This window comes from Yinghuangia sp. YIM S09857 (assembly GCF_051388915.1).
Taxonomy (GTDB): Bacteria; Actinomycetota; Actinomycetes; order Streptomycetales; family Streptomycetaceae; genus Yinghuangia.
Genome location: NZ_JBPKBH010000023.1, coordinates 12,761 through 25,697, shown reverse-complemented (window position 1 = coordinate 25,697; position 12,937 = coordinate 12,761). Strand labels below are relative to the sequence as shown.

Below are 12,937 nucleotides of genomic sequence, written 5' to 3'. Positions count from 1 at the left end.
CCCCCCGCGGCCGACCCGCGGCCGCTCCGAGCGCGGCGTTCCGAGCGCGGCCGCTCAGGCGGCCATGATGTAGTGCAGGATCAAGTCGTGGACGTGGCGGCCCTTTTGGTCGTCGCGCATCTCTATCTGGTAGGTCTGCGTCCCCACGTGGATCGCCACCTCGCTGGAGCTGAAGAACGACCCCGCGAAGGACTTGTTGGTGACCATGCTGACGCTGCTTATCTTGGAGTACGGGATCGAGGTCAGCGCGATCTTCTTCCCCACGAACGAGTTGTCCTGAAGGATGGCCCGCCGGTCCGTGAGCCCGATGAACCCGGTCCCCGTCCCCTTCGCGTCGTAGACCGCCAGCACCTGTTCGCCCGGCAGCAGCCCGCTCTGGATCTTCTCCAACTGCTCGCGGCGGTCGTAGGCGATGTTGGAACTCATTGCCCCCTCTTTCCCCTTGCCGTACGCCCCGTACGGCGGCGTCTCCCGGTCAGCCTATGAGCACCGGACGCCGAACCCAATGGTCGGGCCCCGTCCCGACAACCTCCCGACAACCGTCCCGACGACCCGTGCCGACAACCGTGCCGAGGGCCTGTCCGAACCCTGCCCCGCATCCCCGCGCCCATGCCCCGACGAGCGCGAGCACGGTCGCGCGGCCCCTCAACTCGCGGGCGGCACACGCTCGATGGTGACCGGCGTACAGCGCGAGGGTGGCCGCGACGATCGCGCCGCCGACCGAAATGACCACGGTGGCAGGGTCGTAGGACACATGGCCGCGCATGCGCAGCGCGGCCATGCCCATGTAGTGCATCGTGGCCACCCCGGTGCCGGTCACCGCGCCGGATCAGGCGACGTGCGGGACGTGGTCGGAGCCGGCGTTGGGCTCCGCGCCCGTGTCGTCGACCCGCGGCGCCTCCACCGGTGACTTGCGGACGACCAGGACCGCCGCGTCGTCGTGCAGCCGACCGCCGGTGTGGATCGTCACGTCGGTGACCAGCTCGTGCGCGATGCGCTGCGAGCCGTGGTGGCTCCAGCGGATGAGGCGCTCGCCGAAAGGATAGAACCGCCCCGCGGGGTCGCGTGCCTCGGTGACGCCGTCGGTCACCACGACCAGGACGTCGCCGGGGACATAGCTGACGCGGTACTCCGGGTACTCGGTCTCGTCGTAGAGCGCCGCGGTGCCGAGCGGCGGCGCGTTGATCGGCAGCTCCAACTCGACGGCCCGGCCGCCGCGCAGATGGATCGGCGGAGTGTGGCCGCACGAGAGCATGCGCATGTGGGTCGGGTCGTCGAAGGCGAACAGCACGGCGGTGGCGAAGCGTTCGTCCGCCGGCCCGGCGCGCTCCTCGTCGATCTGCGCGATGCGCTCCTCCAGGCGCGCGGCCAGCCCCGGCAGGCTCGGCTCGTAGTGCGCGGCCTCGCGGAAGCACGCCATCAGCGTCGCGGCGGTGGTGACGGCGCCGATCCCCTTGCCGCGCACGTCGCCCATGAGCACCCGCATGCCGTGCCGCGACCGTACGACGGCGAACATGTCGCCGCCGACCTTCGTCTCCAGGTCGGCGGGCAGGTACAGCGCGGAGACCTCGTACCCGGGCAGGTCGGCGGGTATGGGTTCGAGGACCGTGCGCTGGAGGATCAGCGTGGCGGAACGCGCCTGCCCGAGCTGGAGGGTGTGGTGGACGCGCGTCGCCGAGGCCCACACGCCGACCGCGCCGAGCCCGACGACCACGCAGAGGTGGATGGCCTTCGTGCCCGGTCCGGCGTCGTCGTACGCCGTCGTCAGGAACGCGGCCCCGAGGGTGGCGGCGGCGGCCAGGCGCGCGACGGCCCAGGGCGGGCAGAGCGCGGCGAAGGCGGGCGGCACGATGCCGAGCGCCACCGCGCCGGGCAGCGCGTCGCCGGCGAACAGGCCCGCGCAGAACAGCGCGAGGAGCACCGCGTACGCCGCCCCTCCGTTGCGCACCGCCGCGCGGTTGTGCCGGAGCCACGTGCGCAGGGTGGCCTTGCCGTCCGATGCGGAGGCACGCGGCGCCGACCGCGCGGCTTCGGGTTGCCGGTCGGCTGACGGTGCGTCATCTGCGCACAGATCGAGTTCTTGCCGCGTCACACGGTCACCCTATGTGGTGAGGTCACACGAATGATCACCCGTACGGGCGTACGGCGGCGTCCTACGCGCTGTGCTCCGCGGCGTCCTTCTCCGCCGGGCTCGGCGGGGCATCCGGACGGGCCATCGTCGAGGCCGCGTCGCGGTCGCGGATCAGCAGCGCGAACACGACGCCGACCGCCGCCATCAGCGCCGCCGCGGCGAACGCCCAGTGGTAGGCGGAGTAGTCGGGGCGCGGCCCCTGCGGCGTCGCGGTGAAGATGCCGACCCCGGTCAGGACGCTGCCGAGCACCGCGACGCCCAGCGCCGCGCCGAGTTGGCGCTGCACGTTGAACAGCGTCGACGCGGCGCCCATGCGCGGCAGCGGTATCGCCGCGAACGCCGCGGTCTGCGCGGGCATGAAGACGTGCGCGAGGAACAGTCCGGTGAGGAACAGGTCAAGACGCACCCACCACAGGTCGGTGTCGGGGCCGATGCGGGTCAGCAGCGCGATCATGACGGCGGTGCCGGTGAGCCCGAACGCGGTGAGCCGCCGCGGCCCCACCTTCGGGTAGTACCGCGACACCAACTGCGTCGCCAGGATGATGCCGATCGCGGTGGGGAAGGTGGTCAGGCCGCTGTCCGTCGCCTCCAGCCCGCGTGCCCGCTGGATGAGGATGGGCAGGACGAACACCGTGCCCAGGAAGCCCGCGGACGAGGTGACCGTGACCATGGTGCAGGTCAGGAACAGCCGGTCCCGCAGCAACCCGAGGTCGAGCATGGGGTGCTCGGTGCGCGCCTCCACGAAAACCAGCAGCACGAGCATGACGATGCCGCCGATGCCGAAGCCCAGGATCAGCGGCGACGTCCAGCCCTCCTGCGCGCCCTCGGTGAGCGCGTAGAGGACGGACGCCAGCCCGGCCCCGGCGAGCAGGAAGCCCGGGAGGTCGAACGGGCCGACGTTTGGCTGCTTCTCCTCGTGCAGGCACAGCGCGCCGAAGAGCAGGGCGGCCGCGCCGAAGGGGACGTTCATGTAGAACACCCAGTGCCACGAGGCGTGGTCGACGATCAGGCCGCCGATGATGGGCCCGAGGGCGGGGGCCAGCGCGGTCGGGATGATCAGGAAGCGCGAGGCGCGCATGCGCTCGGCGGGCGGGAACGTGCGGAACATCATGGCCATGCCGACGGGGGTGAGCAGCCCGCCGCCGATGCCCTGGAGGACTCGGAAGCCGACCAGTTGCGGCAGGTCCTGGGCCAGCCCGCACAGCGCGGACGCGCCCGTGAAGACCGCCAGCGCGAACAGGAAGACCCGCTTCTGGCCGAACCGGTCGCCGAGCCAGCCCGCCGCCGAGATGGACACCGCGAGGCTGACCAGGAACCCGACGTTGACGCCGCCGACCGACTCGGGGGACGTCGAGAAGTCGTCGGCGATCGCGGGGATCGCGACGTTGACGATCGTCGAGTCCAGGACGGTCATGAACATCGCGGCCACGAAGACCACGCTGACGACGACCTTCTGGTTCAGCTCGCTGAGGTGCCTCACAGAAACTCGTTCTACCTCAGCGGGCTGCGGATGTCCGCCCCCTCGGATGTGTCAACTCGCGCTGTGACCTCGCGTGTTCACACCGTGCCTCGGAGCGGAAGGCCCGATTTACGGTAGATTGCATCGATGAGTCGCATGGTCTCGACGGAGTCGTCCACGGGGGTGTGCGGCGGGCGTCCGCGCAGGACGGCGTCCGCGAAGGCCTGCAATTGGTACTGGTACGTCGAGGTCTTCGCGGCGTGCCCCAGGTGCTCGCGCCGCCTCCGTCCGTCCACGGTCACGGAGAACCGGTGCCAGTAGTGCGGCGCCGCGAAATTGCTTACCGACATTTCTCCCCGCTCGCCGACCACCTTGGCATTGACTGCGAAGACGCGCCGCGACAGCAGCGAGGTGTGCACAGTGGCGGTGGCGCCGCCCGGCAGCGTGAGGCGCGCGTCCATCGCACGGTCGACGCGCGGATCGCGGCCCATCGTGGTGGCGCGGGCCGCCGTCACCTCGATGCGCTCCGCGGGCGAGGCGGGCGCGGGGGAGAGGTGGCGGACCGCGCTGACCGCGTAGCAGCCGGCGTCCATCAGCGCCCCGCCGGCCAGTGCGAAGTTGTAGCGGATGTCGCCGAACGCCGGCAGCGGGAAGCACATCGAGGCGGACACGTGCCGGACCGTGCCCAACTCGTCCTCGTCCAGGATCTCCCGCATACGCCGCGCCACCGGGTGGTAGCGCCAGTGGAACGCCTCCACGCACACGCGCCCGGTCCGCTTCGCGGCGTTCGCGACCTCGCGCGCCTCGGCCTCGTTGGCGGTCATCGGCTTCTCGCACAGAACGTGCTTGCCGGCCTCCATCGCGCGCACCGCCCACTCGGCGTGCAGCCCGTTGGGCAGCGGGATGTAGACGGCGTCGAGGTCGGGGTCGGCCAGCAGGTCCGCGTAGGTGCGGTGCACGGTACGGATGCCCTGGCGCCGGGCGAAGTGCTCGGCCCGCTCCGGATCCCGCGCCGCGACGGCCGCGACCGTCACCTCCGGGACCAGCCGGGCCGGCCGCGTCAGCGCCGTCGGCGCGATCCGCGCCGCCCCCAGCACACCGATCCGGATCCGTTCCATGGCAGCCCCCTGAAGGTGTGGCCTGTTGCGCGCATCGTAGGGCGCGCCTCCCGCATTGACACGCCCCTCCGGACCGGCGCGCGTGCGGCCCGGGGCCGGTTCCGCCCGGGTGCGTGCCCGGTGACACACGGCATCGGGGGTAGGGGCACGGCAGGGTCGGCGTAGAGTAGAGTTCTCTCGACGTCAAGATAAACGTAGGGCCCCCGCCGTCGGCCGCTCAGGGTGCCGGCCGTGGAACCGAGATAGGAGCAGTCGTGTCCGCGAACAGCTTCGACGCCCGCACCACGCTGAACGTGGGTGACGAGTCGTACGAGATCTTCAAGCTGGACAAGGTGGAGGGCAGCGCCCGGCTCCCCTACAGCCTGAAGGTCCTGCTGGAGAACCTGCTCCGCACGGAGGACGGCGCGAACATCACCGCCGACCACATCCGCGCCCTCGGCGGCTGGGACCCCAATGCCGAGCCCAGCGAGGAGATCCAGTTCACGCCCGCCCGCGTGATCATGCAGGACTTCACCGGCGTGCCGTGTGTCGTCGACCTCGCCACCATGCGCGAGGCGGTCAGGGAGCTGGGCGGCGACCCCGCCAAGATCAACCCGCTCGCGCCCGCCGAGATGGTCATCGACCACTCCGTCATCGCGGACGTCTTCGGCCGCCAGGACGCGTTCGAGATCAACACCGACATCGAGTACGGCCGCAACAAGGAGCGCTACCAGTTCCTGCGCTGGGGCCAGACCGCGTTCAACGAGTTCGCCGTCGTGCCGCCCGGCACCGGCATCGTGCACCAGGTCAACATCGAGCGCCTCGCGCGCACCGTCATGGTCCGCAACGGCCAGGCGTACCCGGACACCTGCGTCGGCACCGACTCGCACACCACGATGGTCAACGGCCTCGGCGTGCTCGGCTGGGGCGTCGGCGGCATCGAGGCCGAGGCCGCGATGCTCGGCCAGCCGGTCTCGATGCTCATCCCGCGCGTCGTCGGCTTCAAGCTGACCGGCAAGCTCCAGCCCGGGGTCACCGCGACCGACCTGGTGCTGACCATCACCGACATGCTGCGCAAGCACGGTGTGGTCGGCAAGTTCGTGGAGTTCTACGGCGAGGGCGTCGGCGCCGTGCCGCTGGCCAACCGCGCCACGCTCGGCAACATGTCGCCGGAGTTCGGCTCGACCTGCGCGATCTTCCCGATCGACGGCGAGACCATCAACTACCTGCGCCTGACCGGCCGTCCCGAGCAGCAGCTCGCGCTCGTCGAGGCGTACGCCAAGGAGCAGGGCCTGTGGCACGACCCGGCCGTCGAGCCGGAGTACTCCGAGTACATCGAGCTGGACGTCGCCACCGTTGTGCCCTCGATCTCCGGCCCGAAGCGCCCGCAGGACCGCGTCGTGCTCGCCGAGGCCAAGACGAAGTTCCGGGCCGCGCTGCCGGACTACGTCAAGGACGTCGACGAGGCGGGCAAGGAGTCCTTCCCGGCCTCCGACGCCCCCGCCAACGGCGTGCGCCCGACCTCGCCGACGACGGTCACCGCTCCTGACGGCAAGACGTACGAGATCGACCACGGTGCCGTCGTGATCGCCTCGATCACCTCGTGCACCAACACCTCGAACCCGTCGGTCATGCTCGGCGCGGCGCTGCTCGCCAAGAAGGCCGTCGAGCGCGGGCTGACCGTCAAGCCGTGGGTCAAGACCACGCTGGCGCCCGGGTCCAAGGTCGTCATGGACTACTACGAGAAGGCCGGCCTGCTCCCCTACATGGAGAAGCTGGGCTTCAACCTGGTCGGCTACGGCTGCGTCACCTGCATCGGCAACTCGGGCCCGCTGCCCGAGGAGGTCTCCGCCGCGATCAACGCGTCCGACCTCGCGGCCGTCTCGGTGTTGTCCGGCAACCGCAACTTCGAGGGCCGGATCAACCCCGACGTCAAGATGAACTACCTGGCGTCGCCGCCGCTGGTCGTGGCGTACGCGATCGCCGGCTCGATGGACCTCGACATCACCAGGGAGCCGCTCGGCGTCGACGCCGACGGCAAGCCGGTGTACCTCGCCGACATCTGGCCGTCGGACCAGGAGGTCGCGGACACCGTGGCGTCCTCGATCGACCAGGACATGTTCACCACGTCCTACGCCGACGTGTTCGCGGGCGACCACCGCTGGCAGTCGCTGGAGGTGCCGACCGGCGACACCTTCGAGTGGGACCCGGAGTCGACCTACGTGCGCAAGCCCACGTACTTCGAGGGCATGACGATGGACCTGACGCCGGTCGCGGACATCTCCGGCGCCCGGGTGCTGGCCAAGCTGGGCGACTCGGTCACCACCGACCACATCTCCCCGGCCGGCAACATCAAGGCCGACAGCCCCGCGGGCAAGTACCTCGCGGACCACGGCGTCGAGCGCAAGGACTTCAACTCGTACGGCTCGCGCCGCGGCAACCACGAGGTGATGATCCGCGGCACGTTCGCGAACATCCGCCTGCGCAACCAGATCGCGCCGGGCACCGAAGGCGGCTTCACCAAGGACTACACCCGGTCCGACGCCCCGGTGACGACCATCTACGACGCCTCCGTCAACTACCAGGCCGCCGGCATCCCGCTCGTCGTCCTGGCCGGCAAGGAGTACGGCTCCGGCTCGTCCCGCGACTGGGCCGCCAAGGGCACCTCGCTCCTCGGCGTCAAGGCCGTCATCGCCGAGTCCTACGAGCGCATCCACCGCTCGAACCTGATCGGCATGGGCGTCATCCCGCTCCAGTTCCCGGCCGGCCAGACCGCCGACTCCCTGGGCCTGACCGGCGCGGAGACCTTCTCCTTCACCGGCATCACCGCCCTCAACGAGGGCAGCACGCCGAAGACGGTCAAGGTCGCCACCGACACCGGGGTCGAGTTCGACGCCGTGGTCCGCATCGACACCCCCGGCGAAGCCGACTACTACCGCAACGGCGGCATCATGCAGTACGTCCTGCGCTCCCTCGTCACCAAGTGACCTGAACCGCACCGGACCCGGAACGGGCCGCCTCCCCTCACCAGGGGAGGCGGCCCGTTCGCATGCGACCGGGCAACCTATGCGGCGGCCCGCACCCAGGCCGCCCACTGCTTCTCGAACGTCGCCTTGTCCAACCCGATGGCCTCCTTGAGGGCCTGGTCGACGGCGCTGTCGTCGTCGCCGCGAAGCATTGCGGCCACGAATTGGTGGGTTTTCTCGGGGCCGAACGTCAGTGCCATGTAGTGCACGACCAGTGAGGCGGCATAGCGATTGGCGTCGGACTCGGCGCCCTGCAAGCTCCAGATCGCCTCGGTACCGGGCAGTTTCCCGTTGAAACCCCCGGCCTTGGCGACCCAGTACGCGGCGTTCCGGTACGTGCTCTTCGCCTCGGTGTAGCCCCAGATCTGGGTGTAGACGAATCCGCGTGACGCCCACACCCGGTTGTTGCACCTTCCCTCGCACTGCACGGACATCAGCGCGTCGGCGAACGCCCCGCGCACCCACATCGAGTCGTCGGTGCTCCTCTTGGGGGCGAATGCGCCGCTGCGGGACAGGGCGACGATGCGCGGGGTCCCGGGAGTCCCCTGCATCGCGCAGACATTCGGGTGCCCGTCTTCGGCGGGCGTGCTGCGGCAGATCGTGATCGGCTCGGACGTCGCAGACGTCTCCTCGAACTGGTAGGCGCGGGAGTAGTGATCGCGGTCCGGTGCCGCGAACACCAGGAACCGGTTCGTGGGTCCGACGGGGCCCTTCCACGCGGCCAAGGTCGCCGCCGCGGTCGTCTCCATCTCATCGGCCCATCCGGCGGCTGACGCCTGGTCCGCCTTGGCCGCAAGAAGGACGACATGCGGCCGATCGACCACCGTTATGTCGCCCAGGTCCCAGGCCGCGGGATATCCGACGCCCTTGTAACCGGTGACCGTCTCGATGCGGAGCGGGGCCCCCGCCGCGGGGCGTGTGAACCTGTATCGGTAGAGCGCGACGGCCGGTGCCCTGTCCACTCCCGTGATCTGGTGCCGGAAGCGCACCTGGACATTGGCTTGAGCCGGCTCGGCGCCCTCGGCCACACGGGTTTCGAGCACCTTGTGAGCGGTGAACTCCGCGACGGTGAAAGGGACGAGCCGCAGATTCGCGAACAGCCGCCGCCGTTCGCCGGCCAGGACGGGATCGGCGTCCGCGTAGGGCACCAGGAACGCCGCCTCGTCTCCGGTCTTCAAGGCTTGCGTCTGCTCGGCCAACAGGGCGGCCACATCCGCCTCGGTGATCTGTGCGGGCCCGGTGGGTTCGGGGGCCGCCGACGCTCCTTGGGCGGGCGTCGACGCCGGTGCCTGGGCGGGGCGCGTCCCGGCCGCGGAGCGTACGTCGTCCGCACCGCCGCTGTCACAGGCCGCCGCCACCAAGGCCAGCGCTGCGACGCCGCCTGCGAGGCGCCGGGATCGGAATCCTCTGTCGCGCCACTCCTTGAGCATCCGAATTCCGCGCATTTCGCCCCGACTTCCTCGCGCACACGGGGACGGCGCCTCCGGCCCCCGGACCGCGGAGCGTATCGGTCGCGTCTTGGTCGCGAACGGGCGGGTCAGAGGCGGGGGTTCCAGCGTTTGCCCTGCAAGGCCTCTTCCACCAGGCGGACTTCGCGTTCGAGGGCGGCGGTCTTGGAACCCTCGTATTCGTACATGCGCATGACGGCTTCGAGGGTGTGGGCGTCGATGTCGCGGAGGTCGGCGCGGGCTGTGCCGTAGCCGTGGCGCGCGGCCTGGAGTGCGGCCTCGACGTGTTGGCGGGCCATGCGGGCGAGGAGGGCGGGGTGGCGCCGGAGGACGTCGTGGCGGCGGTAGCCCGGCGGGCAGAGGTCGTAGAGCCAGGCGACGGCGGTGCGCTCCCAGTCGTCGGCGCCCGGCGGGCGGACGCCGCGCGGCCATCCGGGCGGTACGACCCCGTCCTGCCCGGTCCGGCCCGCGGCGGCCCGCTCGAAGCGCCCGGGCTGCTCCCAGGCGGGTCGGGCGGCGGGGTCGGACCTGGATTCGCTCACATGTTCGATCATGACACAGGGACTGCGTACTTGGGTACGCAGGCTCTGTGTGCGTGGCTTGTGACGGTGCGCTGTCGCACCAGGTGAGCGCCGCCAAACGGATGGAATTGTCGTATTTGTCACTCCCGGCGGCCGACGCCGGGCAAGGGCACCCTCGGAAATCCCTCGTTTTCAGGAGGCCCATGTGAAGACGGTGCTTCGATCCGCGGCGGCGCTCGGTGTGGCAGCCGCCCTCGTATTCGGCGTGGGCGCGTGCGGCAAGGGCGACGAGACCGAGAAGGCCGAGAAGGCCGACAACGGGGCCGCGGGCGGCACCAGGCCCACCGTCGAACAGGGCTTCAAGGTCGGGTTGTTGCTGCCGGAGAACACGACGGCGCGCTACGAGCGGTTCGACAAGCCCTTCTTCGAGGCCGAGGTCGACGAGCTGTGCCCCAAGTGCGAGGTCCAGTACGCCAATGCCGGGCAGCAGGCCGACACCCAGCGGCAGCAGGCCGAGGCGATGCTGGCCAACGGCGTGAACGTCCTGGTCCTCGACGCCGTCGACACCAAGGCCGCGGCCGCGATCGTGAACTCGGCGAAGGCCGGGAACGTCCCGGTCATCGCGTACGACCGGCTCGCCGAGGGCCCGATCGCCGGCTACGTATCGTTCGACAACGAGGCCGTCGGCAAGGTGCAGGCCGAGGCGACCGGACAGGACGCCGAGCTCGCGGCGATCCGGCGGGTCATCTCGGGCGACCAGGACATGACGGTGTTCAAGCCGTACCAGCCGGCGGCCGCGACGGCGGCCGGCATGGCGGTCGCGGCGGCGGTCGGAGAGAAGTTCGAGGACGCCGACCGGAAGAAGCACAACGGCACCGTCGAGGTCGACGCCATGGTCCTCGCCCCCGTCCCGGTGACAAAGGACAACGTCAAGGACACCGTCGCGAAGAAGCCGTACTACACGGTCTCGGAGATCTGCACGCCCGAGTACGCGGCCGCGTGCAAGTCCGCGGGCCTGGGCTAGGCGGTGGCCCCGGCGTCCCCCCCCGCAAGGCCCGCGGACGGGCGTGACCGCCGCCCCGGCCGCCAAACGTGGGAAACGCCACGCGGCGCCACCCCGCGATGACGCGCCCGATCGCCGGGGCGAACCGGACGCGGCCTTTCCCGCGTCTAGACTCGATAAGTGCGTTTCCCGCCCGGGGGACGGGCGAGGACCGCGACAGACCGATTGAGGAGGTACGGGTGGGCCTGCTGGAGAGCATTCGAGGACCCCGTGATCTCAAGGCGCTCTCTCCCGAGCAGCTCACCGTGCTCGCCGGCGAGATCCGCGAATTCCTGGTGGACTCCGTGTCCAGGACGGGTGGCCACCTCGGCCCCAACCTGGGCGTCGTCGAGCTCACCCTTGCCCTGCACCGCGTATTCGACTCGCCGCGCGACAAGATCCTGTGGGACACCGGCCACCAGAGCTACGTCCACAAGATCGTGACGGGCCGCCACGACTTCTCCGCCCTGCGCCAGGAGGGCGGCATCTCCGGCTACCCGAGCCAGGCCGAGTCCGAGCACGACGTCATCGAGAACTCGCACGCCTCCACCGCGCTGTCCTACGCGGACGGCTTCGCCAAGGCGCACCAGGTCCGCGGCCTCGACGACCGGCACGTCGTCGCGGTCATCGGCGACGGCGCGCTGACCGGCGGCATGGCCTGGGAGGCGCTCAACAACATCGCCGCGGCCAAGGACCGCCCGGTGATCATCGTCGTCAACGACAACGAGCGGTCGTACGCCCCGACCACCGGCGGCCTCGCGAACCACCTCGCCACGCTGCGCACCACGCGCGGGTACGAGCGGTTCCTCGACTGGGGCAAGGGCGTCCTCGGGCGCACCCCCGTGGTCGGCGGCCCGGTGTACGACATGCTGCACGGCGCGAAGAAGGGGCTGAAGGACTTCGTCGCCCCGCAGGGCCTGTTCGAGGACCTCGGTCTCAAGTACATCGGCCCGGTCGACGGCCACGACGCCGAGCAGGTCGAGCAGGCCCTGCGCAGGGCACGCGGCTTCGGCGGCCCCGTCATCGTGCACGCCCTCACCCAGAAGGGCCGCGGCTACGACCCGGCCCGCAACGACGAGGCCGACCAGTTCCACGCGGTCGGGGTCATCAACCCCGAGACCGGCCTGCCCCTCGCGAAGGCGGCGGGATCGTCGTGGACCTCGGTCTTCGCCGACGAGATGGTCAAGATCGGCGCCGAGCGGCAGGACGTGGTGGGCATCACCGCGGCCATGATGATCCCGGTCGGCCTGCACAAGTTCGCCGCGGCGTACCCGGACCGCACGTACGACGTCGGCATCGCCGAGCAGCACGCGGTCACCTCGGCCGCCGGTCTCGCGCTGGGCGGCCTGCACCCGGTGGTCGCGGTCTACGCGACGTTCCTGAACCGGGCGTTCGACCAGGTCCTGATGGACTGCGCATTGCACAAGTGCGGTGTGACGTTCGTGCTCGACCGGGCCGGTGTGACCGGTGACGACGGGGCCAGCCACAACGGCATGTGGGACATGTCGATTCTCCAGGTGGTGCCGGGGCTGCGGCTCGCGGCGCCGCGCGACGCGTCGCAGGTGCGGGCGCAGTTGCGCGAGGCACTGGAGGTCGACGACGCGCCGACCGTGGTGCGGTTCGCCAAGGGCGTCGTCGGTCCCGAGGTCGAGTCGGTCGGCCGCATCGGCGGCATGGACGTGCTGCGGCGCACCGGTCCGGAGCGCAACGGCGACGGCGAGACCGGCGACGTGCTGATCGTGACGGTCGGGGCGATGGCCGAGGTCGGCGTGCAGGTCGCGGACCGGCTCGCGGACCAGGGCATCGTGTCCACGGTGGTGGACCCGCGCTGGGTCAAGCCGGTCGACGCCGAGCTGCCGGGGCTGGCCGCGCGCCACCGCCTGGTGGTCACGATCGAGAACAACGGGCGTGCGGGCGGCGTCGGTTCGGCGATCGCGCAGGCCCTGCGCGACGCGGGGGTGGACGTCCCGCTGCGCGACTTCGGCATTCCGCAGGAGTTCCTGGACCACGCCAAGCCCGGCGCGATCCTGTCCCGCATCGGGTTGAACGCGCAGGACATCTCGCGCAAGGTCGTCGAGGAGGTGGCCCGCCTCGGCGTCTCGCCGGTGCAGCCGGTTCCGCCGGTCGGCCCCGAGGCTTCCGAGGACGAGGCGGCGCAGCGCGCGTCGTAGCGGCGGGCGCTTGGTCCGACAGTCGGCGCGTACGGGTGATTC

At 70.8% G+C, this 12,937-nt stretch carries 10 protein-coding genes; 3 read left to right on the top strand and 7 right to left on the bottom strand.

What is annotated here, in order from left to right; all coding sequences use genetic code 11:
- Positions 1–54 precede the first annotated feature (54 nt).
- The 5 genes from ACRX5S_RS34145 to ACRX5S_RS34125 all read right to left on the bottom strand — a co-directional run bounded on the left by ACRX5S_RS34145 (position 55) and on the right by ACRX5S_RS34125 (position 4,708).
- Positions 55–426: a PH domain-containing protein gene (locus ACRX5S_RS34145; RefSeq protein WP_436777086.1), complete on the bottom strand. Its 372-nt coding sequence runs from the start codon at positions 424–426 to the stop codon at positions 55–57.
- Positions 427–475: 49 nt separating this feature from the next.
- On the bottom strand, positions 476–820 hold the full coding sequence (locus tag ACRX5S_RS34140; RefSeq protein WP_436777085.1) for an MHYT domain-containing protein: 345 nt from the start codon (positions 818–820) through the stop codon (positions 476–478).
- Between the two features lie 9 nt (positions 821–829).
- On the bottom strand, positions 830–2,092 hold the full coding sequence (locus ACRX5S_RS34135; RefSeq protein WP_436777084.1) for a PP2C family protein-serine/threonine phosphatase: 1,263 nt from the start codon (positions 2,090–2,092) through the stop codon (positions 830–832).
- A gap of 61 nt (positions 2,093–2,153) precedes the next feature.
- A complete protein-coding gene (locus ACRX5S_RS34130; RefSeq protein ID WP_436777083.1) occupies positions 2,154–3,611 on the bottom strand; it encodes a DHA2 family efflux MFS transporter permease subunit in 1,458 nt (485 codons plus the stop codon).
- A 77-nt stretch (positions 3,612–3,688) separates the two neighbouring features.
- Positions 3,689–4,708 (bottom strand): Gfo/Idh/MocA family protein, encoded by a 1,020-nt coding sequence (locus ACRX5S_RS34125; protein ID WP_436777082.1) that lies wholly within the window; start codon positions 4,706–4,708, stop codon positions 3,689–3,691.
- Between the two features lie 254 nt (positions 4,709–4,962).
- On the opposite strand from ACRX5S_RS34125, the gene acnA reads away from it, so the two are divergent.
- Positions 4,963–7,674 (top strand): aconitate hydratase AcnA, encoded by a 2,712-nt coding sequence (gene acnA / locus ACRX5S_RS34120; protein WP_436777081.1) that lies wholly within the window; start codon positions 4,963–4,965, stop codon positions 7,672–7,674.
- Positions 7,675–7,751: 77 nt separating this feature from the next.
- Here acnA and ACRX5S_RS34115 read toward each other — a convergent pair whose 3' ends face one another.
- Both ACRX5S_RS34115 and ACRX5S_RS34110 read right to left on the bottom strand, forming a co-directional pair.
- Entirely contained in the window at positions 7,752–9,158 is a 1,407-nt protein-coding gene (locus ACRX5S_RS34115) for a hypothetical protein (protein WP_436777080.1), read from the bottom strand.
- Positions 9,159–9,250: 92 nt separating this feature from the next.
- A complete protein-coding gene (locus ACRX5S_RS34110) occupies positions 9,251–9,703 on the bottom strand; it encodes a hypothetical protein (protein WP_436777079.1) in 453 nt (150 codons plus the stop codon).
- Positions 9,704–9,887: 184 nt separating this feature from the next.
- On the opposite strand from ACRX5S_RS34110, the gene ACRX5S_RS34105 reads away from it, so the two are divergent.
- Both ACRX5S_RS34105 and dxs read left to right on the top strand, forming a co-directional pair.
- On the top strand, positions 9,888–10,706 hold the full coding sequence (locus tag ACRX5S_RS34105) for a substrate-binding domain-containing protein (protein WP_436777078.1): 819 nt from the start codon (positions 9,888–9,890) through the stop codon (positions 10,704–10,706).
- 218 nt (positions 10,707–10,924) lie between these two features.
- Positions 10,925–12,895: a 1-deoxy-D-xylulose-5-phosphate synthase gene (gene dxs / locus ACRX5S_RS34100; RefSeq protein ID WP_436777077.1), complete on the top strand. Its 1,971-nt coding sequence runs from the start codon at positions 10,925–10,927 to the stop codon at positions 12,893–12,895.
- The last annotated feature ends 42 nt before the right edge of the window (positions 12,896–12,937 follow it).